Below are 24,182 nucleotides of genomic sequence, written 5' to 3'. Positions count from 1 at the left end.
CGGCTAGTGACCCATCATCATTGCCGCATCCGCTTCGTCTCCGGTGCTTACTTTATCTTCTTCCTTCAATCTAGGCTTCCGAAGGATCAGCGAAAGGACAACACCTGCGGATGCAATACATGCGGAGAGAAAGAAAGTATCTCCATAACCCGCCACCACCGCGGACAGGGGATTTGCATCTTCCGCCCCGCCTGCTGCGTGGGAAGTAATTTGCGAAGTCAGATACCCGGTAAGGCCAGCAACCGCGAACGAGACGACAACTTGCTGCGCGGCTGTTGTAAGCGGCGTTACACGGCTGACCAATCGACGTGGTGCCGAGTTCAGAACATGGGTATTCAGCGGCATCATGGAGAAGCCCATTCCGAGTCCCATCATGCAGATGGATACGATAATAAGCCACAGGCTGGTGTCTACCGAAACGCCGGATAAAATAAACAATGCGCAGGATACTACGGTCAAACCGCAGAAAGCAAGCGGTCTGGCCCCGATTTTATCAAACAGCCGTCCGCTGATCGGCATGCCGATGCCTGCGCAAAGCGCTTGCGGCATCAGAATCCAGCCGGTTTCAAGTGCTGTATAATGTTTCACGCTTTGCAGGTAAAGCGGGACAATCAACATAGCACCAAACAACGCCAGCTGTACAATCCAAGTTAAGATGATACCGCGGGTAAAGTCCGAAGATTTGAACACTTTCAATTCCAGCAGCGGCTGCTCCTGTCTCAGCTCCACGAATATAAAGGCGATCAATGCAGCTCCGCCGACTGTCAGTCCCGTAATCGTAGCCGTTGAAGACCAGCTTGTTCCTCCTTCACTCACACCAAAGGCAAGCATCGTAAACGCGATCGGAGCAAGGAACATGCCGATAACGTCCAGATGCGGTGCTTGATGACGATCAGACTTAGGCAAGTATTTCACTCCGAGGATGAATGCAATGATGCCTATTGGCAAATTGATAATAAAGATCCAATGCCAGCTGACCGAATCCACCAACCATCCGGACAAGACTGGGCCAAAAGCCGGCGCCATCAGCATCGGAATGCCTAATACGCCCATAATTGAACCGCGTCGTTCCGGAGGCGCAAGCTTGAACACCATCGCCATCCCAATCGGAGATACCATACCTCCCCCCAGCCCTTGAATAACACGGTAAATGATCAGTTGTTCCGGGCTTTGCGCAATTCCGCATAAGAGCGAACCAATCGTGAATAACGTAATCGTCAGCAGAAAGATCTGCTTGGAGCCGAATTTATCTGTCAGCCAACCGGCAAGCGGAATGACAGCGGACAAAGCAAGCGTATATCCTGTAACTGTCCACTGAATCGTCTTCAGATCGGTATCGAAATAATCCACCAGATGCGGAATGGCATTATTGACGACCGTGCTGTCGAGTATGACCATGATCATCCCTACGATAATAGCCATAAGCGGCGGAAGAATGGCTTTAAATGAGAAGTCGTCATCTTTATTCGGTACTGGTCCCGATTGTGTTCGTGCAGACATGTGCGTCCTCTCCTTCTTTACTACTGCTGATTAGGTTCTCCCGCGACCCGCAGTAATAATTGATGAAGACCGCAATTGTATCTGCCAATTGCTGCACGATTATTGACGGATTACCATGTTCCCCTATTCCTGACTCCCCGGCACCACTCGATAAACGTTATTTTTCCCAACCTGCTGTATAATTCGCGTTCTCACACGTGACATCCTCACCACATCTGTCACGCCTTTCGCATTTTTCGTTATGGTTAACAGCAGGATTGCGCCTCTCAGCCTGGCTTTGTGCTGGGGGAGTTCGGTGGATACGAAGTTACCGAGTGACGATGCAGCAACCCGGTTTCGTATTTGTCCATCGCGATCCTTCATCTTAAACATCTTTATCGGATGCAGCACATGAGGATGCGCGCCCAACACGACATGTACACCATTTCGAAATAACAGCTGCATGAGCCGGATTTGTCCGCGGTCGGGGTAAGCTCGAAATTCTTTGCCAAAATGGAGGCAGACGATGATTAAATCCGTTCTACGCTTCAAACTGCGCACGTCCGCAATCATTTTGTTCCGGTTTAACCGGTTGACCATCCACGTCTGAGGCACGGATATCCCATTCGTTCCTTTGGTATACGCCAGAATGCCGATGCGAATTCCCTTCACATGAACAATCAGTTTCTTGCGTGATTCTGAGGCTGAGCGATTCGTCCCCGTATGTCGCAGCCCGTTACGATCGAGGATGTTTAATGTCCGCTTCAAACCGGAGACTTTCCCGTCCATACAATGGTTGTTGGCTGTGCCTAAGACATTGAAGCCCAAGCTTCGCAGGGTAGCCGCAAATTTGTCCGGGGAGCTGAACAACAGTTTTCCACGCTCGGAGCGGAAGCTGGGACCGGAGAAGGTCGTCTCCAAATTACCTATCGTGAAATGGGAATTCCGCAGATAGGGCTTCACTTTGGCAAAGATCGGTGCGAATCCGCCTTCTCGCTGGGCCGAGGCGATCATCTTCCTCTTCATCAGCAAATCCCCGACAGCCGCAATTGTGATTCTCATTCATTCACCCACTCCTCTCGCGTTACACCACCTTATTCGACGGACAAGCGATCCGCTTGCAAGTTGGGCAATCCTAGATACTTCCTAGATACGGAATCGGGCAGAAAAAATCCGCAGTTCATGAAACCGCGGATCGTCTGCTGTCTATCTGGTTTCTCTATGCAGCGTTACCTTCTTATGCGTCGGGCAATACTTGCGAAGCTCGAGTCGCTGCGGATTGTTTTTCTTGCTCTTGGTCGTCATGTAGTTGCGTGTCCCGCATTCCGTACATGCCATCGTAATAATGACGCGCATGCTCTCATCACCTTCCTTTATCCATAAGTTATGAATGAAGGTGTCTGGGTGACAATCACAAGTTGACGATTTACTGCTCGTCATTCCTCTGGCTGCTCTAACGAAACGTAGAGGTCTTATTCGGGAGAAAAAGTTAGAAACACTTGAGTTTATGGCCAAATAAGACCTGTAGGATTCGTTAGAATTTCAAATCTCTATTTTCCAATCAAATAAGACCTGTACGGTTCGTTACAATAATTTCTCGTAAGCAAATTGCCGGCAAGCCCTCGCTGGTCTCAGGCTGACCACTAACAAAAAGAGCCAAGCGCAACAAGCCGCTTAGCTCTTTCTCTACCATCTAACCTGTCGGACCATCTGCGAACAAGACACGCAGCTCTTCCAGCCTCGCCAGCATATGTTTAAGCTCAATCGCCAGAAACTCTTCGTTCGCGGCTTCAAACGCCGTTCTCAGCTTCGCTAAACTCTCCGTTGCTTCCGGAAGCAGCTTGAACGCCTCTTCAGCATGTTTGTAGAAGGGATGGACTTGGACCGCCTGATGATCTGTCATCGATGCTCACTCCTTGCACGTATGTAGGTACTCTACACTCTACCATCGCGCAAGCCATTTTGCAAAATCCTGCCAGTTTAACTTCCTCTATATGTGCTGTAACCGCCTGGAGCGACTAGCAACGGAATATGATAGTTGGAGCTCGAATCCTCGACGAGGAAGCGAACAGGAACAAGAGTCAGAAACCGTATGTCCCCGCCGAAATAGCCCCCAACATCGAATATGAGTTCATACTCGCCTATGTGCAATTCGCCTCGGCCTAACAACGGCGCATCCACACGTCCATCGGCATTCGTTTGAACCTCTTTGATCAACTGCGGCGGTTTGCCAAGCGAGGAATGAACCCATAGTTGAATGTTCATCCCGGCTGCCGGCTTTCCCTGCGACATGTCCAGTACATGCGTGGTTAATTGTCCCATCATGGCGACGAAACCGACTTCGCTGAAGGATTAGCAGCCAGCGCCTTCAGAAAATCCTCACGCTCCAAATCCGCTCTGCTCAGCGAGAACCCTTGGAACCCAAATGGAGGCCTCGGCTCCGTATACACACCTGCTCCAGTAACCGGATCACGATCGACGATCGTTTCCCATGTGCGGTTGTTGGATTCGAAGCTAACCTCCTCCAATTGCGGGAACCTCGTTAACAGCTGTAAGCCTATTTGACAGACTAGATATTGAATAGATGGAGACTGGATCGAGTGGAACGCATATTGAGCCAAATCACGGACTTGCTCCGCTGCTACATACGCACGACCATTCCCGTCCAACGCATCCGTAACCTTCGAATATCGCCAATGTAGATTCAAGAAAATAAATAAAGGCCGATCATAGCTCTCGGGCAACGTCGTATATTCATCACGAATGAATCCGTAGAACGAGCTTCCGCTCACTTTGATAAGCTGCAAATCCGCTATACCGCTGGAATGATCGACAATGACCGCTCGTGCATCAGCCTCACAGTTCATCTTCAGAGAAGCATGTGAATGCTCGTTATGAGATCGACGAAACACCAATTCACTCTCGTTAAATCCAGCATCTCCACTTCCGCCAACCTGAATGGTCTGAAAGGGAATGCGATCCGCAGCAATTTCAATATCCGTAACGTGCGGGTATTGAGCGAGGAAGGCTTCTGCTACAAAGGCTAAGAAGCCTTCGGTCGTACAACCGTCATAAACAGCAGCATGTCGGAGTATGAAATTCTTCATCGAGTCGGTAGCCACAACCTGCGTATTGTCCCCTTCGCTAAACGAGCTCAACAGCACCTCGCTGCTGACGGAGAACGTCACATTATGCGCAAAAATAATATTGGATTCGCCACAATAAGGTGATTCCGGAATCGGCGCTACAACAAGCGGAGCCGCATAGGTTCGATAGGTCAACACATCGCCTTTGCCATAATAAAGCGTCCGTCCATCACGAAGCTTCATCATGCATCATCCTTTCACCTCAAGACTTATTCTTCGATTAAATCAATTAGACGCAGCTGGGTGATCCGCTGAATTTCGAGCAGTGCTTGTCTGCGCTCCTGTACGACAGAATGCTGCAGCCTCTCTTGCATGGCCGCTAATAAATCGGCTTTCGTTCTTCCGCGTACCGCCATGATGAAAGGAAACCCGAATTGCGTGGTGTAAGCCGCATTAAGCTGCGCAAATCGCTTATACTCGTCCGGAGACAGCTCATTTAGTCCTGCCCCTTGCTGCTCGGAAGAGGAGTAAGATGTCATCGTCATTCGAGTTGCCAAATCCGGATGCGCGCGAAGCAGCTCCGTCACCTGATCTTCGGGCGCTTGCCGCACTACGGCCAGCATCGCTTCATGCAGCTCATTCACGGAATGAAAAGGCCTTGCTTCCCAAGCCTTCTCCGCAATCCAAGGCGAGTGCTCAAACACACCTCCGATTTGACCCACAAACATCTCTTTACTGAGCGTATTCAGCTGCCATAAACTTATGCTCATGTCCAGTACCCCGCATGTACGGCAGCCGTCTCCGCATCGATTTCCGGAAATGGTCCCATGACTTCGATCGGCTTGCGACCGCAGGCAAACACGTCTCTGCAGGGCAAATTCAACGTTAAATTCCGTTCATCTTCTCCGGTCAGCTCCATCAGTCTTTTCTCCGACATGCCATATACGACCGTCCCCACGTTCCCCCAATAGATCGCACCTGCGCACATGGCACAGGGCTCAACGGAAGTGTAAAGCGTGAACTGCCAGAGCTGCCGCTTGGAAAATGTTCGAGAGGCGTTCACCATGAGCGTCGTCTCCGCATGACCGGCACAGCTGCCTGTCGTCACCTCCACATTGCCCTGCTCCAGAACAATCGTGCCGGACGGATCGACCAAGATCGCGCCAAACGGCGTATTGCCCGAAGCCAAGGCCTGCTTGGACACCTCAATGCTTTTGCGCAAATAATACAAATGCCGTTCCTTCTCATTCATGGCTGATCCCTCCCTTGTTCAATCACCCGGTGCACCGCACGGATAATTCCCCCATAGCCCGTACACCGGCATAAGTTGCCGGACAGCGCCTCCTCGACCTCTTCAAGCGTCGGGTTCGGCTGTTCCAGCAGCAATGCGGTTACCGAAACTATCATGCCTGGCGTGCAGTACCCGCATTGATAGCCGCCTTCATCGAGAAAAGCTTGCTGGACAGGATGCAGCCCTTCGCGATCGGCAATACCTTCTATCGTCGTAATTGCCTTCCCGCTGCATTGGTACGCCATCGTCAGGCAGGCGTTGACCGCTTTGCCGTCCACCATCACCATGCATGCGCCGCAGCGCCCGATTTCGCAGGATATTTTCGTACCGGAGAGCTCTAAGTCTTCTCGAAGAATAGCCAACAATCGTTTACACTCGGGTACGTTCAACTGTATTTCTTCGCCATTAACGGTGCAGCTTAACGGAGAAGGCGAGGACCACTGCTGAAGCTCGGATTCATTTTTCATAGGTCCATCACCGCCTTCACCGTGAAAGTCGGCCGCTCCAGCAGTTCCAATGGATCGATTGGCAGCTTATTCAATCGCTTTCCGGTTGCATCATTCACGGCTGCCAGTATTGCAGGCGCGACGCCAACCGAACCGATTTCCCCGACTCCTCGCGGACCGTAATCATCGCCTTCAGGCAGCTCCTCGATCGCTTCGACATGAACAATTCCGTTAGCATCCTTGATCGTCGGAATGAAATAGTTATCGAGGTTAGTCGTCAAATAACGACCTTCGTGCATGAGCGCTTCTTCAGTCAACGCGTAACCGAGCGCCATGATGCTGCCGCCTTCGATTTGCCCCAGATATCCTTGCGGATTCACGACCGGACCGGCTGCTACAGCATGGTATTGCTCTAGTACGTGAACACAGCCTGTCAGCGTATTAACCTCCACCTTCACGACCACCGCAGCAAATGTGTACAGATAATGGGCTCCTGACCGTGGAAAAGTCGTGACAGGGAACGCAAACTTCGTCTCGGCGCGAATTTCCCGTCCGACCGCGCCATCCGCCAGCGCTTTGTAACTCAGCAATAGAATACCGCTACCTTCGCCCGCTTCGCCTTTGCTCCAGATACCACCTTCGCCAACGCGCAGCCCATCCTCGGAAAGAGATAATAGTTCAGCCGCTGCGCCGAGAAGTTCACTTATAAAAGGAGACCGCAGCTGCTGCAGCGATTTCCACATCATCGTTGTCGCTCTGGAGGCGGTCGTCGAGCCGCTGTTCGGTACCGCATCCGTGTCGCCTATAATGAGGCGCAGATCTGTCGCCGCAAAGCCGAACTGTTCCATCAGCATCAACTCAAGGGAAGCTAGCAGCCCTTGCCCGCATTCTTCGTAGCCGAATTGCGCTTCAATAACACCATCTCCGGTGAGCACCAGCCTGCCGCCTGCTGGGTCGGGTATGCCGGCTCCAAGCCCTGCCCCATGCATGATGAACGCCGCTCCGATGCCGGCATGAAGCCATGGTTCCGACGGAGTAAGCCGCTGCACCCGTTGCTTTTCCTGCCACAATGGTGAAGTCGCTACCGCATCCCATACCTGTCTGGCACCGTTTGTTGGTGCGATCGGATGACCGAACGGTCCCGGATCATCCGGTTTACGCAAATTGTGCAGCCGGAATGCCCAAGGCTCCATCCCGCACGCTTCCGCCAGACGATCCATCTGACCTTCCAGCGCAAATATCGCCTGATTGCCGCCAAATCCGCGAAACTCGCCGGACATCCCATTGTTGGTGTAAACGGAGACACTTTGAACATCGAGTGCTCCATATCGGTAAGGCCCAATCACATGCTCGGTTGCAAAATGAAGCACTTCCGCCCCAAGCGTCGCATAAGGCCCGGTATCCGCAGTTATTGATACTTGATGAGCCAAGATGCTGCCATTCCCATCAATGCCTGTTTTCATCGTAATCGTCATCGGATGCCGTTTAAGTCCGGCTCTGACTGACTCTTGCCTCGAATTGTGAATTTTAATCGGCCGATTCGTCTTAAGTGCAAGCAAAGCGCCATAGGGCTGAACGTTCAGCTCATCCTTGCCGCCGAAGGAACCGCCGATCGGACTGGACAAGATGCGGATGGCCGCCTCCGGCAGCGCCGTAATGCGCGAGAGCTGCAAGCGATCCATAAACCCATGCTGGGTCGGGGAATGAACCGTCAACCGTCCATCCGCTTCCGGAACGAATAAGCCGCCTTCGGTTTCCATGTACGTATGCATCTGACGCGGCGAAATGTAGGTCTCCTCCACGATGTGAACGCAGCTCGCGAAGCCTTCCCCGATATCTCCGCAAGCAAACTCGGTTTGATGCAAAATATTCCCCTTCGGGTGCAGCTTCACCGCATCTGCCGCCATCGCCTTCGAAGGACTGTCCATAATCGGCAGCTCTTCATAGTCGACCTCGATCAAAGCCAAAGCCTGTTCTGCAAGCAGCGCAGACTCAGCCGCAACACAAGCAACCGCATCGCCGACATAGCGGACTCTATCCCAGCACAAGACAGGTTGATCTTGAATCGCAATGCCGTACCCATTCAAACCCGGGATATCCGCATGCGTCAGCACGGCATGCACGCCAGGCAGCTCCTTTGCATGATCCGTACGAATGGCTAGAATACGCGCATGCGGATAAGGGCTGCGAAGCACGCGTCCAAACAGCATGCCCGGCGCTGTCCGATCCGTGAGATATGCAAGCTTGCCTGTCACTTTGCCAGGACCGTCAGGCCTGACTCGCCACCGCTCCTTGCCGGAGCTTCGGTTAAGCAGCATGTTCATCGCCCTCCCATCATTCCTGCGCTCTGCCATTGCTGCCACATTAACGCTGAGATAAGCCCGGCAGCCGTTCGTTTACGATACGCCGCGGATACGAATGCATCGCCTTTGGGCTGCGCCTCCAGCACAACTTGCTCATACAGCTTATCCATCAGCTCGGGGCTCATCAGGGCATTGAGCAGCAGCTTCTCTGCGCCGTACAGACGATGCGGAACGGTCTGTCCCCCGCCAACGGCGATCCGGATTCGGCCGATCTCCCCGCTAGTAATATCGATGTCGCTGGTATAAGCTGCCGTTACGACGGATGGAGTAAACGCCTCGCGTCTGCCAATCTTCTGATAGACTTCCATTCTCCGCACAAGCGGGTTCGTATCCGGCAGCTGCAGCTTCACCTGCGTCAATATACGGCCCTGCGGCGAAGTCCCTTCGCTTACACGCTCGAGCCACTGGATAAGCGGTTCACGCTGCACACTACGTCCATCATGCCAGAGCAGCTCAGCTTCACTGATCATTAGCGCCGGGAGGATATCTCCTGTCCTGCAAGCGATATTTCCCCCGATTGTTGCCGCATTCCGGATCGATGGCGCGGCAATGCCGGTCACTGCATGGACGATGCTCTTGTAATGCTCGCCTAGAAACGGGTCTCGCCGAAGCGTCGTTAGAGCGGTTAACGCGCCGATTGTGGTTTCCTTCGAGCTGACGGTGATCCCTTTCATCCCGGGGATACAGCTTAGATCAATCAGATGCCGCGGTTTGGCTGCTCCATTCTCCCACTGCGCGGAGAGCCAAGTGCCGCCGGAGATATACGTCGCTTCATCGCCATAGCTCTGCTTCAATCGCCAAGCTTCCACCGCGTCTATCGGATGCCAGACCGAAGGACCGTCTTGGGAGCCCTCATTGTCGGTAATGCTCATCGTTCGATCACCTCCTTACCCAAACGAACAATCGAATCAGAATCGTTGTTCCCGATAATAAGGTATGCCGAGCGCTTCAGGCGCACCGGACGGTTTGTTGCGGTTACGCCAGCCCAAAGCCATAAGAACGAGAATGGTGACGAGATACGGGATCATTTTCAGAAAATAAGAGGGGATTTCAACGCCAATGAGCTGCAGTCTAAAGCCGATTGTACTAAGCAAGCCGAAGAAATACGCGCAGAATAACGCACGAATAGGGTTCCATCTGGCAAAGATAATGAGCGCAACGGCGATCCAGCCTCGTCCGGCCGTCATCCCCTCCGTCCAGGTCGGGGTATACACAAGCAGCAGGTCGGCGCCGGCAATCCCGATCAGCATCGAGCCCGCAATCACACAACCGTAGCGGAATGCATAGACTCGGATCCCCATCACATCCGCTGTCGCCGGACTGTCGCCCATCGCGCGCAGATGCAACCCCCAAGAGGTTCGATAGATATACACATGCATCGCGATAACAAGCAGGAAACTAAGCCATGTAACCAAATCCAAGCGGGCAAACAGATCACCGATCACCGGCATTTGCATAAGCCAAGTCAACCGAATCACAGGGACGGCATGAGCAATGGGAATACCGCTGATTCCTTTGCCCAGATAAGCACTTAGTCCTGAACCGAATAACGTCAGCGCAAGCCCGGTCACGATTTGGTTCGTTCGCAGCGAAATCGTAAAAGCCGCATGCAGCAAACCAAGAATAGCGCTAATTCCGATGACGGCCAGCATGGTGAGTGCCAGATTTGCGGTATGCAAATAGGTCAGCCCTGCCATCACAGCGCCGAGCAGCATCAATCCTTCCGCTCCTAACTGAATGATGCCGGAGCGTTCAATCAGAATTCCTCCAAGCGCTGCAATCAAGAGCGGCGTACCGGAGGAAATGGCGACCTGTATCAGCTGTATGATGGTATCCATAGGCATGGCACTCCCCCGTTACACGTTTCGTCGCAGCCGCAATCGGCCAATGAAGCCCCCCGCTATGAGAAAAAACAAGATTGCGCCTTGCAGCATATTCGAAATCGATGATGGCAGGCCGATGGTTTGAACGCTGTAGCCGCCGACGATCAACCCGCCGAATAATACGGACGATACCACCAAGCCGAGCGGGTTCAGCTTAGCGAGCCATGCCACGATAATCGCTGTATACCCGTATCCCGGTGAGATTCCGTACATCAGTCGATGCGTAACGCCTGACACCTCGCTCATCCCGGCAATGCCGGCTAAGCCGCCGCTAATCAGCATGACAAGCAAGATATGTTTGCTCAGCGGAATTCCCGCATTTCTGGCCGCTTCCGGGTTTGCACCGATCACTCGAAGCTCATACCCCCATTTCGTATACCGAATGGTAATGGCGTACAGCGCCACTGCGATAAGTCCGATAATGAGTCCGGCATGGAGTCGTGTGCTGCCGAATACGGGCAATGTCTGTGCGGCGGTGAACATTGGTGTGCCGGGGAAGTTGAAGCCTTCCGGATCACGCCAAGGGCCGAATACCACGTAATCCAGTGCAAGCAGAGCAACATAATTCAGCATCAATGAGGTAATCAGCTCGTTGACACGAAAGTAAATGCGCGGCAGAGCCGTGAGTAAGCCCCATATTCCACCGGCAAGTATGCCGAACAGGGCCATTAAAGGGATAGAGACGTACATTGGCAATGTCGGAAAATAAACCGTGACTGCAGTTGCCGCAATAGCTCCTGTAGCAAACTGCCCTTCTGCTCCAATGTTCCAGAAGGAGATCCGATAAGCGATGGAAACGCCGATCCCGCATAGGAGGAGCGGTATTGCTTTAACAAGCGTTTCCGATAGGCCATACGAGGTGCCAAACGCACCGGTCACCATCTTCTTATATACGATGAGCGGGTTCATCCCATTCATGGCAATGAAGATGCCGCACACGATCAGTGCCAGAAGGATGGAAAAAAGGACGATCCACCACGGATTCCGGACGGAATCTCCTCCCGGTTCCACTACGAGCCGGAGAGGAAACCTGCGCTTTGCTTCAACCTGCGGCGGCATTGTAAGATCGGCAACGGGATGGTCGTTCATATCACTTCCTCCCCTTCACCGCTCTCATCTGAGACTCCTGCCATATAAAGACCGATTCGCTCCCGCGTAGCTTCCTCCCGCTTCATTTCCCCAACAATGGCTCCTCGGCTTATGACAAGAATACGGTCAGACAGACGAAGCACCTCATCAAGGTCCTCTGAGATCAGAAGTACACTTCCACCTGAATCGCGAAGCTGAAACAACAACCGGTGCACACTGCTTGCAGCCCCTACATCCAAGCCTTGTGTCGGATGAACGGCAATCATCAGCTTCGGTGACTGATGGATTTCACGCGCGAATAGGAGCTTCTGCTGATTGCCGCCGGAGAGCTGACTGACGGGCGTATCCACATCAGGCGTTCTTACATCGAATTGCTCGATAAGCTGCTGCGACCAAGCCAGATTGCGTTTCATCCGCAGAAATCCAAGACTCGTCCGTTTACCGGAACGATAGGACTTCAATAACAGATTATCCGTAGCCCCCAAGCTTCCGGCCAACCCGCTGCGCATCCTGTTCTCGGGAATATGCGCAATACCGGCCTCGATGAAGTCTCTCACGGAAGCGGAACGCATATCCTTGCCTGCCATACGGATAGAGCCTCGAGTCGGATGGCGAAGTCCCGTCAGCACTTCAGCCAGTTCTTTCTGTCCATTGCCTGCGACTCCGGCGATACCGACGATTTCTCCTTCGTGTACTTGAAGCGTCAGCTCCTTGCACGCCACGCGGCCGTGATCGGCTATCACTTCAAGCTCTTGCGCGGAGAGCAGCAGCTCCCCGCGCACATTCATGGCTGAGCTGTGCGGCATTTCGTTGATCGCTTTACCAACCATCAGCTTCGCTAAATCTCGTTCATTCGTTTCGTTTGTTTCCATCGTGACGACCATCTTGCCTTTGCGCATGACGGAGATTCGATCGGAGGCTTGCATCACTTCACCCAGCTTATGCGTCGTCATAATGACGGTCTTGCCTTCCTTCCTCATCGCTTCGAGCGTCTGAAAGAGGAGCTCCGCCTCGCCCGGCGTGAGTACGGATGTCGGCTCATCCAAGACGATGATATCCGCTCCGCGATATAAGGTTTTCATAATTTCAACGCGCTGCTGCTCACCTACGGAGAGCTGCCAGATCGGACGATCGACATGGATCGCGAGGCCAAACCTTGTCGCGATGGCTTCAATCTCTTCCTGCTTCTTCTTCAACCACCCGGTACCTCGCCAGATGGAGGATTGCTCGCCGAGCACAATGTTCTCGGCAGCCGTCAATGTCGGAACAAGTCGGAAGTTCTGAAAAACCATCCCGATACCTTGCTTCAAGGCATCCTTCGGCGAACGAATTTTCACCTGCACGCCGCGCAGATAGATGGCGCCGCCGGTCGGCTGGTACACACCTGAGAGCATGCACATCAGGGTGCTCTTGCCAGCCCCGTTTTCCCCTAGCAGCGCGTGAATTTCGCCTGCGCTCGCCCGAAAGTCCACCTCGTCGCTCGCGATCACGCTTCCGAAGCGCTTCACAATGCCTCGCATTTCAACAGAGAAGCTTCCTTGCATGCTGAACCGCCTCCCGACGATTGACGATACAATTACTTCGGAATCGTACCTTCGACTCCTTTGACGAACCAGTCCATGGTCAGGATGGTATCCAAGCTCATCGTTTCGCCGGCTTTCAGCTTCTCTGTTCCGCTTGCATCAACAATCGGACCGGTAAACACTTGCAGCGATCCGTCCAGAACCTTCGCCTTCGCTTCCTCGACCAGCTTCTTTACGTCATCCGGAACCTTCGCCCCAAGCGGCGCGAGATCGACCATCCCATCTGCCATCGAGCCCATAAATTGTTCGTTCTTCCACGTTCCGTCCTGTACGGCTTTCACGATACTCGTGTAATACGGACCCCAGTTCCAGACGGGGTTGGTCAAATACGCATCCGGTGCATATTTGCTCATATCCGAGTCGTTGCCTCCTGCGAACGCACCGCGTTCAGCCGCCGCTTGAACGGTAGCTGGTGAATCTTGATAGGCCATCAATACATCCGCACCTTTGTCCAGCAAACTAATCGCTGCTTGGCGCTCCGTATTCGGGTCAAACCAAGTGTTGGACCATACGACATCGACCTTAATGTCCGGGTTCACGCTCAGAGCTCCTAACGCAAACGCGTTGATATTATAAATAACTTCCGGAATCGGAAAAGCGCCTACATATCCGAGATGATTCTTCTTCGTCACTTTACCCGCCGCAATGCCTGCCAGATAACTGGCTTCGAAGTTTTTACCGAAATAAGTACCCATGTTGTCAGCTGTTTTGTAACCAGCCGTATGTTCGAAGATGACCTTCGGGAATTTCTTCGCCACGTTCAAGGTGTAATCCATGTAACCGAAGCTTGTTGTGAAGATAATATCGTGATTCTGCGCCAGCTCCGTAATGATTCGCTCCGCGTCCGCACTCTCCGGTACATTCTCTACCGTGTCAGCTTTAATGCCTGTCTGCTCCTCCATATACTTACGCCCTTGATCATGTTGAAACGTCCAGCCGCCATCCCCCGGCGGTCCGATGTAAACAAACGCGACACGAGGAGCTTTAGTTTCTGTTTCCGTAGTTGTCGTGTTCGCGCTTGTCGAAGTGTTTGAATCCGAATCTTCTGTCTTAGACGCGTTAGTAGAGGTTGATGTCTTATCTTCGTTGTTCTTGCTGCTGCAGCCGGTCAGCACCATGACAAAAGCAAGAATGGCAGTCAAACCAAACGTCATTGCCCGGTTACGAAGTTTCATACCGTTCCTCCCCAAACCTATCTATATTCATCCCAGGTTCTGCCTGGGACGTAATTCCACTATAAGTCGGTGTCACTAATACGTCAACTTATATTACATAAACATAACTTACACATCACTTTGCTTTCAACTGCATCTGAGACCAAATCAACTTCGCTTTCTCCAGCTGTTCTTTCGTATCAATATCAATGAAAGCCCATTCCGCCGCATAGCGAACCACTTTCCCCCGATAATCCGGCGATTTCAGCAGCTTCCTCGCTCCCGCGTCCCCCTCTAGCTCGCACAGCAGCGGGAACATCGATTTGTTGAAAATCACCGGCGGACCCGCTATATCCCCATATCCACTGGCCACGTAATCTACTGACGGATCTTCTTGAAACACCGAAACAAGTCGTTTAAGCAGTGTCGCGTTAACAAACGGTTGATCCGCAAGCGCAATTAACACGGCATCCGGATTCTCCGGCTGCAGCGCTTGAATTCCGCTTCGGATGGAATGCGACATTCCGCCGTGCGCTTCTTTACAAGGCGTTATGCGATATTTAGGCAGCACACCGAGTCGTTCTCTGCGGTCATAGAGCCATAAGAGCGGATCATCCGGCCGTACAACTACCGTCAGCGGGTGAAACCCGCAGCTGCGCAGTTCCTGTAAACCTCGACTTCCCATTGTGATACCAGAGGCTAATTCGAGCGACAGCTTCGCCTCCCCCATCCGTTTGCTCGAACCTGCCGCGAGATAAATACTGCCTATCTTCATCCTAGTTTCGCCCCCTCTCCACTTCTTTTGCCGGCAAGCCGTGCAGAAGCACGTACCTCAATCAACTGTGCCGCTACACTAATTGCAATTTCCTCCGGGCCTTCTGCACGGATCGGCAGCCCCATTGGCGCATACAAATTCGCACTTCGATCTAACCCTTCAAGCAGCTTCGCCGCCCTCGAACTCGAACCCAAAAGTCCAATATAGCGCAGCCCTAGAGGAATTGACCGACTAAGCATCTCACGATCTTGGCGCATTTGATGGCTGCACACGATCAGATAGTCTTTGATTCCGAGTTGTAGTTGATCTGTTATCTCATGAGGAGTCCCCATTACAAACGCCACATCCATACAAGGATTAGTGTTATTCCCGCGCTCACCTTCATAATCGCGTTCACGCCAATCAGCGATGACGACGCGAAAACCAATTCCTACGGCTACCTTGGCAATTGCCGCAGCATCTTGGCCATCCCCGAATAGAATAAGCCGCGGCTTCGGCTCCCAAGTGCAGACGATGCTCCGTCCATGCTGCCAGGCATCCGTCTCGAAGGGAACTACTATATAGTCACTGCCAATTACAACGGCATCATCATCAACCAGCGTGAACTCAAATCGCACGCCATCCCACCGTCTGCTGAATGCAATCGTTTGCCCCTTCTGCAATCGACGTCCCGCTTCTCTGAGCAATCGCAGCAGTCCGTCATGCACAGACTCGAGCAGAACCGTTATTTCACCGCCGCAGCCAACGGTTTCTCCCCATATCGCATCCTCATCGGATCTCAGATTGTAACTAACCGTGACAGGCAAACCACTCACCAGCACATCCTCGACCCTCGCATGCAGATCATCTTCCAGACAGCCCGGACTTAAACTCCCGATCCTCCTGCCGTTAGCGAGAAACAGCATGGCCGCTCCTTCTTTGCGGTAAGAATGACCACTCACCCGAATAATCGTGGCCAGAACAGCCGACTCTTCGATTCGATGATCTGCCAGTTCGACTAATATTGGAGTCATATCCACCGCCGCCACCCCCTAAACCTAACATATAGGTTTCACGAAAGGAAACACCACCGCGCCTTAAATGTTATGTTATATAACATAATAGAATGCATGATCCATTTATTCAAGTGTTTAATGTAATGTTAATTTACATATTATATGCTAAAAAAACCTCCTCGCTGCACGTCCCAGACGTTGCAGCAAGAAGGTTTTAATGGGCTTATTCGATTGTTATTGCATATAAGGGTTCGGCTGCGAACCAAGCGAACTCTTCACTTGCGCCATCGCTTGCTGAATTTTCTGTTGAATGAGCTGAATTTGACGTTTCTGCGCATCCATTTGCATTTGCAGCTGATTCTCGGCAAGCTTCAACTCTCGCTCAATGTTGTACAGCTCCTGAACGACCTGCTGAACCTGTTGTGATTTCGGGTCCAGCCCTGCATTGCGCAGCGCCTGCTGCGCCTGCAGCTGCTCTTGCTGCTGTCTTTGCTTGATCTGCTCTTGGAACTGCTCGTAGCTAAGCTGTTGACTGTTCAAGTTCGATTGACCTTGCATCTCCATCGTGTGAGCCTCCTGTGCGGAATCCTTATTCCGCTTTAGATTGCCCCCTCATCGGCGTGATTATGTCATTTCGTACCAATCAGCGCTTTAGTCCACCGTCAAGACTGACGAGCTCCTCCACCATTTCATTCGAAATAGGTTGTTTTCCATAGCGCACGCTATGATAAGCGGCAAGCAGCGGATTCGCTTCAACAGCACCATTGTCTTTGCTCAGATCCGCGCCAATTTCATTCGGCGTCAGATGCGGCTTAAACGAATAGCCCTTCTTCACGAAGCTGCCCACCCAGCGGCGATACAAGTAACGAACACGCGCTTCGTTATTCGTAAGATCCTTCCACTTCAGCTTCTGCTCTTTGGAACGATTGCGCCACGAGGTGAACCGATTGCCGGTACTTCGGATTCGCTCGACTTCATCGACATAGCCGCTAGTCGTCCGTGCCGCATCCCTGCTGAACAGCTGTGCGAGTTTACTGCGGAGCAGCTTCAACCACTGCGGCAGTTCCTTCAGCTTGCGAAGCGCAAGCCAGAGCACGAATCCAACCATGATAGCCGCGATACCGTACAATATGATCTCTACCCAAAGCGGCAGCCCCTTCGATGCACCATCGATCGGCGGCATTTCAGGCATTTGCTGAGTTTCTGCTCCTGTTGGCGGAGTAGAGGATTTGTCCCCGCTTCCGCTCAACAAACCTCCGAGGAGATCCTTGACCTCTCGACCAAGAGCACCAAACATCGCCTGCAGCTGGTAACTGAGCACAATCAGCACGGATACCGCTGCTGCAACACCGACGAAGTACCGATTATGCCTGCGCACCGTATAGTCTACGTTCGGCTTGGCTTCTCCGGACAACGTTTCTCGGCTAACCGTACTGCGATTCGCCTGAAACAGCGTCAAACCCAGCGTCAGCAATCCTGCTATCAGATAGAAGGTATCATAGTCGTCGAAGCCCTCTTTAAACTGATACACGACCGATCCGGCAAAATAAAACGATGTTCCCATCACATACGTTCGCGGCAAATGACGCAATAACGGATGCGTGACCGCGTAAGCCGAACCCCGGAACAGCGCAGCTGTCACATACAGAAACGGAACAATCGCGTCCACTGTCAAACCGAACAGCAAGAAACAACTTACGGCCGCAAGGATTGCAGCAAGTACGCTTCTGCCAAACGAATGCGCAAACTTAACCAGTAAGTTGAGGCCGCAACCGACCATATAACCAGCGAGCAGCAGAAGCATCATAGCAGGCAAAGGTACTTCAAATTGCGGTTTCCATACATAAACAGCGAGGTAAATCGGCATGAACAACAATAATTCGATCAAGCCTGAACCGAATAACGAGAAGATGGCCCGCATCACGTTCCCTTTCGTAGTCGAAACACTCATCCGGCAGCGACCTCCACTCCCGCAATCGGCAGCCAATCAACAGAATGGCCGTCATTGCGAAGCTTTGCCATTTCTCGTTCTATAGGATCGCTCATGAAAGCTGAAATGATGACAACATCGCAGCGTTCCTCCCACTCGGACCTGAGCTGCTCCACCATCGCATCGAAAGGCTGCGTACGCACGATAACAAGCTTCGCGAGCTGACCGTACAAATGCGTCAAGTGCTCGCTTCCGCTTCCTCGCTCCACCTTCATCACCGTTTCCGGATGATCAAGCTCATGGCCATTGCTCACAAAGGCCGTTTCCACGCCTTGCTCCGTTGCGTACTGAAGAATCGCTGCCGCATAACGAATACCTTCCTCTATGAGAGCCGGGTTATTCACCGCTTCCCACATCCCGGCATGATCCTCAACATTGAGCAGAACGATAAGTCGGTAATCCGCCGTATAGTCGCGGCGGTGGACCTGCATCGAACCCGTGCGCGCAGTCGCGCTCCAATTGATCATTTTGAAAGAATCGCCCGGACGGTACTCCCGGACCCCGCTGATGTAGAAGGGATCTTCCACGATCCATCTGCGCACCGCGATATCCCCTTGCCAGCTCCTAGAAGGAAGCTGGATCAGCGAACGATCAGCAGGCTGCGGGTACACGAGCAGTTCCACTTCAAGCGGCACTGACCGCCACGAGCTGAACATCCCGAACAGATCGCCAAACGTCAGCGAAGCGCTGGTCAGCCGGTAACAGCCCCTCGATGCCGCCAGAACCGTATGGCGTCGCTTCAACTGTTTATTGCCCATAAGGCTGAATAAGCTGCGATGATTCTGATAGAACTGTCCGTGGCTGACTGCGAAATTGGTATCGCTTTCGAATTTCAATCCGGTGTGCAGCAAGGATTCAACCCGAAGCCATGGCACAGGCACAAATTTACGATTCGCTAACCGCTCCACCATCTCAATGCGGTCACCTTCAAAGCAAGTCGCCACACTGAACGTACGCGAGTATGTCACGCCTTTCATCCCGAAGTAGCGGAAAAGATACCGTTGCACCACGATGACGAATAGCGCGCTTAGAATATACCAATGAATGCCCATCCTTCATCTCCCTCCTCGGCCGACTTCCTTAAGTCCTGCCGACAAGCGGTGAATCCGCTGGCACCGAGACGGATGCAAGAATACTGCCGATAACCTGCTCCGCTGCTTCAGGACGCATCCGCTGCACGCTTCGCAGGGCGATACGATGTGCCAGCACCGGTACTGCCATAGCTTTCACATCATCCGGGAGAACATAGTCTCTGCCCTTGATAGCCGCATGCGCTTGGCAGGCACGCAGCAGCGCCTGACTGCTTCGCGGGCTTGCGCCGAGAGCCGCATCCGGATGTACCCGGGTCGCTTCTACGATCGCAAGCATATAGCCAAGCAGCTCCTCGCTCACTTGAATGCTCGTATACAGCCCCTTGGCCGCCTCGATTTCTTCCGCGCCGATAACCGGCTCCAGCTGCTCCAGCGGGCTATCCGCCATAAACCGCTTCATAATGGAGATGCCTTCCTCCGTCGTCGGGTAGCCCATCTTAATCTTGAAGAGGAAGCGGTCAAGCTGTGCCTCCGGCAGCGGAAACGTACCCTGCTGCTCGATTGGATTCTGCGTCGCAATGACAAGAAACGGACGACCAAGCGTATGCGTCGTTCCATCGATGCTTACCTGCCGCTCTTCCATACACTCCAGCAAGCTGGACTGCGTACGGGGTGTCGCTCGGTTAATTTCATCTGCCAGCACGATGTTCGCGAAGAGCGGACCTGGACGAAACTCGAATTCCCCGACTTTCTGATTATAGAAGTGAATGCCCGTCAGGTCAGACGGGAGCAAATCCGGCGTAAATTGAATCCGTTTGAACGCGCCGTCTATCGACTTGGCAAGTGCTTTAGCGAGCAGCGTCTTCCCTGTCCCCGGTACGTCCTCCAGCAGCACATGGCCGGATGTTAGAATGGCGATAATTAATTTGTCGACGATATCTTCTTTCCCTACGATGACTTTACTGACATTGGAACGAATTCGATCTGCCGTTTGACTGATTTTACTTAAACTCATCCTGCCTGCTCCTCTCGTTTTCCAGCGAATGGAAGTACATCCTCTCAAGTATACCCCCATTCTAGTAGAGAGGCTAGACCCGATTGAAGATGACTAGCGAAGCTCCGAGCGTCCTCTCATGTAGGGACGAAGTACCAGCGGGATATTAATCGAACCATCCTCGCGCTGATGATTCTCGAGAAGCGGAATGAGAATTCGCGGCGTGGCGACCATCGTATTGTTTAGCGTGTACGCGTATTGCGGATTGCCGTTCTCATCCATATAGCGGATATTCGAGCGCCGCGCCTGAAAGTCCAGCAGCAGCGAAGCCGAATGCGTCTCCCCATAGCTGCCGCGGCTCGGCATCCAAGTCTCGATATCGTACTGCTTATAATTCTTCTGCGACATGTCGCCGGCGCACACCGCAACCACTCGATACGGCAGCTCGAGAAGCTGCAGCAGCTCCTCGCTCATCGCTGTCATTTGCTCCAGCAGCGATAACGCCAGCGGAAGATTCGCTTCACACAACACAACCTGCTCCACTTTCGCAAATTGATGAACACGGTAGAGACCTTGTACATCGCGGCCTGCCGATCCAACCTCGCTGCGATAACAGGGGCTGACAGCCCCAAGCCGCTTCGGGGTAGTGAGATCCACGAGTTCCCCGCTGTAATACGAGATAAGCGGCACCTCCGACGTCCCGATCAGCCACTTATCCTCGCCTTGGATGCCGAAGGTCTGATCCCGATTGGCCGGAAAATAGCCCGACGAAACTAGCGATTCCTCCTTCACCATAGCAGGCACATCCATCAGCTCAAACCCTTTATCCATCAGCATGTCGAGTGCAAGCTGTTGAACAGCCCGATGTAATTGCAGCCCGTAATTGGCCAGTACATATTGCCGGGTACCGCCGATCTTTACCCCGCGCGCAAAATCCACCATCCCCAGTCGTTGCCCGATTTCCACATGGCTTTGTGGCAGGAATGTCGCAAAGTCGGGAATGTCCCCAACTCTACGCAGCTCAACATTGTCCTCATCGCTGGCGCCTACCGGAGTATCCGCCGACGTCAGATTAGGGACGCGCAGCATAAGATCCTCGTATCGGAACATCGTCTGCCGATACTGCGCCTCCGTTTGCTTAAGCTGCTGCAGCAGCTCCGTCGTTTCCAGTTTCAACGGTGCCGCTTCTTCCTTACGGCCTTCCAGCATCAGCTGCTCAATCGCCTTCGAGCGTCTGTTTCTTTCCGCACGAAGCGTTTCCGTTAATTGAAGCAGCTCCCGCCTGCGGTCATCCACCGCGAGGAGCTCTTCAATCGATATCGAAATCTTCTTCCAATCTGCGACTTGTTGATACGCCTTCGCTTGCTGTCTGATCACTGTGATGTTTAACATGGTTAGCACTCCCTTTGATTCCTATTGTCGCTGGGACAAACAAAAATACGCGTTCCTTTTGTCCCATAACAATGGGACGAAGAACGCGCTCGCGGTGCCACCCAAATTAGTCAATCGCATGATCGACTCTCTCAGATCCGCCGATAACGGTGCGGTACCGGAATGCTTGGAGAGCCTGGAACGGCAACGGATTGCCCTCAAACTCTGTACGCAACGCCTCCGAGTTGGATGCTCATCATCGGCCTGTGTGCTTATTGCTCGTTAGTATAGCAGAGCCATACTCACGATGCAAGGGGCAGTCATCAATGACTGCTTGAAAATTACAGAACGGAAGAAATAAGCTCTTTGTCGAGCACTTCACGCTCAAATGCTTCTACATACTTAGTCATGCAGTTGCAATAGTAATCTCTTCTGCAGATTGGGCAAGGAACCGTAAGAAGACGGTTAACGCCAATCAGCTTCCAATCCGGTTTCTTCGTGAAGATCAATCGGCATTGCGTGTTATCGGACATCGTAACGACAAAATGATATAGTCCATCTGCTACATTAATGTCTGCAGCTGCAAAATCTTTAATTTTCATATTGAATTTCATAATCAATCTCCTGTTTTGTAGATTTGAAAATTCCTTGTAAGCTTATTAAATTTGCGGGTGAATGTCAATTCATTTATATAGTTTACCCATGTGGGAACTGCGCGAAACGTGAACTTTGGTCTATTCTCGCAATTCAAAGCCTATCTAGCGCGAAAGAAAGAGCAGCCCCCAGAGTAAGGGAGCTGCCGTCCATGCGAATCTTAAGCCCCCGTTTGCATCGCAAGCGATTGCTGCATCTCGAATTGCGTCATATAAAGTTTCTTATAGAGGCCGTTTTGACTCATTAGTTCATCATGTGAGCCTTGCTCGGAAATACGGCCATCCTTGACGACGAGAATGATATCGGCATCGCGGATCGTAGATAACCTATGCGCGATAATAAATGCCGTACGACCTTCGAGCATCGTGTGAAGCGCGGCTTGAATGTGCTGCTCCGTCTCTGTATCTACACTCGAGGTAGCCTCATCCAGAATCAGAATGCGCGGATCTGACAGCAGCACCCGCCCGAAGGCAAGCAGCTGGCGCTGACCGACGGACAGTTTCGAACCGCGTTCCTCCACCTGTGTCTGATAGCCGTCTGCATATTGGGAGACAAACTTGTCGATGCGTACATTCTCGGCTGCGCGGCGCAGCGCCTCATCGGATGCATCCTCGTTGCCGTAGCGCAGATTCTCTTCTATGGTTCCGGAGAAGATGAAGGAATCCTGCAGCACGATGCCCATCTGACGTCGCAGCGATTCCAATGTAACATCCTTGACCTCTTGACCATCGATCAGTATCCGGCCTCCGGTTGTATCATAGAAACGCATGAGCAGATTGACGATCGTACTCTTCCCTGCACCGGTCGGACCCACAAGCGCAACACGCTGACCCGGCTTAATATGAAGATTAATATCCTTGAGCACGTCCGGTTTATCCGCTTCATAGCGAAATGCTACATTCTCGAATATAACCTCGCCCTGGATCGTCTTCATCGACTTCGCATTGGCGCGATCCTTCACTTCCGGCTCCGAATCCAGAATCTCGAAGATGCGCTCAGCCGAAGCCATTGCGGACAGCACCTGGCTATACACTTTGGATAGCGCGCTAAGCGGTCCCCAGAAACGCCACAAGTAATTGATGAAGGCCATAATAAAGCCCAGTGTCAACTCTTTATCCATAACAGCTTGCGCACCGAACCATAACACGACGCAGGTTCCGATCATCCCGATCATCTCAACGGATGGGAAGACGATGGATTCCAGCGTCACAGCCCGCATGAACGCATTCTTGTTGCGTGCATTCAGCTTCTCAAACCTCTTGTTGTTCTCGGATTGGCGAGAGAACGCTTGAATGACGCGAATGCCTTGAAGCGTCTCATTCAAATTGCCGTTGATCGCGGACATCGTTTTGCGTGAACGCGACCAGGAGCCTTCGATTTTGGATTGCATTTGGCCGAAAACCAAGTACAGCAGCGGCAAAGTAATGAAGGATAATAATGCCAGCTTCCAGTCCATCCAGAGCAGAATGACTACGATCCCGATTAGATGTGTAAACTCCATGACAAGTGTAATCAATCCACCATTAATGAGCTCACCGATTGAGTTCGTATCATTCGTGATGCGGGACATGATTTTCCCGGCAGGTCTGCCATCGAAGAAGCGGAACGATAAGGATTGCAAATGATTGAACAGCTGCTGACGCAGATCAAACAAAATCCGTTGCCCGGTAAAGTTGATGAATCTGGTGTGCAGGTAGCCAAACAGCCACCCCGCTACCCTAATCCCCAGCAGCGTTAGACCGACCATATTAATCAAGAAGAAATCTTGTTTCAAGATCCCTTCGTCAATGATGTATCTTAGCAGCAGTGGCTCTGCGAGACTGAGACCCATATTGAATAGGACAATAATGAGGACGATGGTAAGGACTTTGCGATAAGGGAGTACATAGCGGAACAATCGCTTCATGTACTCCCGGTTAAACGGCTTCTCTTCTAAATCTTCGTCGGAATCCCATTCGACTTGACTCATAGAGGTTTCCCTCCTTTATGGCGTTAATC

At 52.3% G+C, this 24,182-nt stretch carries 23 protein-coding genes and 1 pseudogene; all 24 read right to left on the bottom strand.

What is annotated here, in order from left to right:
• Positions 1-3: 3 nt before the first annotated feature.
• Positions 4-1,503 (bottom strand): annotated as a pseudogene (locus AC0YNS_RS09010) (DHA2 family efflux MFS transporter permease subunit); the annotation flags it as partial.
• Positions 1,504-1,623: 120 nt separating this feature from the next.
• Entirely contained in the window at positions 1,624-2,541 is a 918-nt protein-coding gene (locus AC0YNS_RS09005; protein ID WP_475780650.1) for a CapA family protein, read from the bottom strand.
• A 144-nt stretch (positions 2,542-2,685) separates the two neighbouring features.
• Positions 2,686-2,835, bottom strand: a complete 150-nt coding sequence (gene rpmG / locus AC0YNS_RS09000; protein WP_090983819.1) for a 50S ribosomal protein L33 — start codon at positions 2,833-2,835, stop codon at positions 2,686-2,688.
• Between the two features lie 337 nt (positions 2,836-3,172).
• Positions 3,173-3,382, bottom strand: a complete 210-nt coding sequence (locus AC0YNS_RS08995; RefSeq protein WP_475780649.1) for a hypothetical protein — start codon at positions 3,380-3,382, stop codon at positions 3,173-3,175.
• Positions 3,383-3,459: 77 nt separating this feature from the next.
• Positions 3,460-3,804 carry a hydroxyisourate hydrolase gene (uraH, locus tag AC0YNS_RS08990; RefSeq protein ID WP_475780648.1) on the bottom strand — a complete coding sequence of 115 codons (345 nt, stop codon included), beginning with the start codon at positions 3,802-3,804 and terminating at the stop codon, positions 3,460-3,462.
• On the bottom strand, positions 3,801-4,811 hold the full coding sequence (gene pucL, locus AC0YNS_RS08985) for a factor-independent urate hydroxylase (RefSeq protein ID WP_475780647.1): 1,011 nt from the start codon (positions 4,809-4,811) through the stop codon (positions 3,801-3,803). Before pucL ends, uraH begins: the two co-directional genes overlap by 4 nt.
• Positions 4,812-4,834: 23 nt before the next feature.
• Complete coding sequence (gene uraD / locus AC0YNS_RS08980) at positions 4,835-5,335, bottom strand: 2-oxo-4-hydroxy-4-carboxy-5-ureidoimidazoline decarboxylase (protein WP_475780646.1); 501 nt, start codon at positions 5,333-5,335, stop codon at positions 4,835-4,837.
• The gene (locus AC0YNS_RS08975; protein ID WP_475780645.1) at positions 5,332-5,817 is read right to left on the bottom strand and encodes a nucleoside deaminase; all 486 of its coding nucleotides are present in this window, start codon (positions 5,815-5,817) and stop codon (positions 5,332-5,334) included. Before AC0YNS_RS08975 ends, uraD begins: the two co-directional genes overlap by 4 nt.
• Positions 5,814-6,323: a (2Fe-2S)-binding protein gene (locus tag AC0YNS_RS08970; RefSeq protein WP_475780644.1), complete on the bottom strand. Its 510-nt coding sequence runs from the start codon at positions 6,321-6,323 to the stop codon at positions 5,814-5,816. Before AC0YNS_RS08970 ends, AC0YNS_RS08975 begins: the two co-directional genes overlap by 4 nt.
• Positions 6,320-8,620 (bottom strand): xanthine dehydrogenase subunit D, encoded by a 2,301-nt coding sequence (gene pucD / locus AC0YNS_RS08965; protein ID WP_475780643.1) that lies wholly within the window; start codon positions 8,618-8,620, stop codon positions 6,320-6,322. The genes AC0YNS_RS08970 and pucD overlap by 4 nt, the downstream gene beginning before the upstream one ends.
• A gap of 2 nt (positions 8,621-8,622) precedes the next feature.
• A complete protein-coding gene (locus AC0YNS_RS08960) occupies positions 8,623-9,537 on the bottom strand; it encodes an FAD binding domain-containing protein (protein WP_475780642.1) in 915 nt (304 codons plus the stop codon).
• Between the two features lie 36 nt (positions 9,538-9,573).
• Positions 9,574-10,503: an ABC transporter permease gene (locus AC0YNS_RS08955; RefSeq protein WP_475780641.1), complete on the bottom strand. Its 930-nt coding sequence runs from the start codon at positions 10,501-10,503 to the stop codon at positions 9,574-9,576.
• Between the two features lie 18 nt (positions 10,504-10,521).
• Positions 10,522-11,637 (bottom strand): ABC transporter permease, encoded by a 1,116-nt coding sequence (locus AC0YNS_RS08950; protein ID WP_475780640.1) that lies wholly within the window; start codon positions 11,635-11,637, stop codon positions 10,522-10,524.
• Entirely contained in the window at positions 11,634-13,181 is a 1,548-nt protein-coding gene (locus AC0YNS_RS08945) for an ABC transporter ATP-binding protein (RefSeq protein WP_475780639.1), read from the bottom strand. Before AC0YNS_RS08945 ends, AC0YNS_RS08950 begins: the two co-directional genes overlap by 4 nt.
• Positions 13,182-13,213: 32 nt before the next feature.
• On the bottom strand, positions 13,214-14,395 hold the full coding sequence (locus AC0YNS_RS08940; RefSeq protein ID WP_475780638.1) for a BMP family ABC transporter substrate-binding protein: 1,182 nt from the start codon (positions 14,393-14,395) through the stop codon (positions 13,214-13,216).
• Between the two features lie 115 nt (positions 14,396-14,510).
• The gene (locus AC0YNS_RS08935; RefSeq protein WP_475780637.1) at positions 14,511-15,149 is read right to left on the bottom strand and encodes a nucleotidyltransferase family protein; all 639 of its coding nucleotides are present in this window, start codon (positions 15,147-15,149) and stop codon (positions 14,511-14,513) included.
• Positions 15,146-16,162 carry an XdhC family protein gene (locus AC0YNS_RS08930; RefSeq protein ID WP_475781007.1) on the bottom strand — a complete coding sequence of 339 codons (1,017 nt, stop codon included), beginning with the start codon at positions 16,160-16,162 and terminating at the stop codon, positions 15,146-15,148. Before AC0YNS_RS08930 ends, AC0YNS_RS08935 begins: the two co-directional genes overlap by 4 nt.
• Before the next feature lie 216 nt (positions 16,163-16,378).
• Entirely contained in the window at positions 16,379-16,708 is a 330-nt protein-coding gene (locus tag AC0YNS_RS08925) for a hypothetical protein (RefSeq protein WP_475780636.1), read from the bottom strand.
• A 79-nt stretch (positions 16,709-16,787) separates the two neighbouring features.
• Positions 16,788-18,095 carry a DUF4129 domain-containing protein gene (locus AC0YNS_RS08920; protein ID WP_475780635.1) on the bottom strand — a complete coding sequence of 436 codons (1,308 nt, stop codon included), beginning with the start codon at positions 18,093-18,095 and terminating at the stop codon, positions 16,788-16,790.
• Positions 18,092-19,186 (bottom strand): DUF58 domain-containing protein, encoded by a 1,095-nt coding sequence (locus AC0YNS_RS08915; protein ID WP_475780634.1) that lies wholly within the window; start codon positions 19,184-19,186, stop codon positions 18,092-18,094. The genes AC0YNS_RS08920 and AC0YNS_RS08915 overlap by 4 nt, the downstream gene beginning before the upstream one ends.
• 28 nt (positions 19,187-19,214) lie before the next feature.
• Entirely contained in the window at positions 19,215-20,180 is a 966-nt protein-coding gene (locus AC0YNS_RS08910; protein ID WP_475780633.1) for an AAA family ATPase, read from the bottom strand.
• A gap of 93 nt (positions 20,181-20,273) precedes the next feature.
• Positions 20,274-21,551, bottom strand: coding sequence for a serine--tRNA ligase (gene serS / locus AC0YNS_RS08905; RefSeq protein ID WP_475780632.1), 1,278 nt, complete (start codon positions 21,549-21,551; stop codon positions 20,274-20,276).
• A gap of 320 nt (positions 21,552-21,871) precedes the next feature.
• Positions 21,872-22,144 (bottom strand): hypothetical protein, encoded by a 273-nt coding sequence (locus AC0YNS_RS08900; protein WP_210658353.1) that lies wholly within the window; start codon positions 22,142-22,144, stop codon positions 21,872-21,874.
• Between the two features lie 200 nt (positions 22,145-22,344).
• Entirely contained in the window at positions 22,345-24,153 is a 1,809-nt protein-coding gene (locus AC0YNS_RS08895) for an ABC transporter ATP-binding protein (protein ID WP_475780631.1), read from the bottom strand.
• Positions 24,154-24,182 lie beyond the last annotated feature (29 nt).

Source organism: Paenibacillus sp. J22FR21, assembly GCF_056269135.1.
This window is presented reverse-complemented; position numbering and strand designations above follow the sequence as displayed.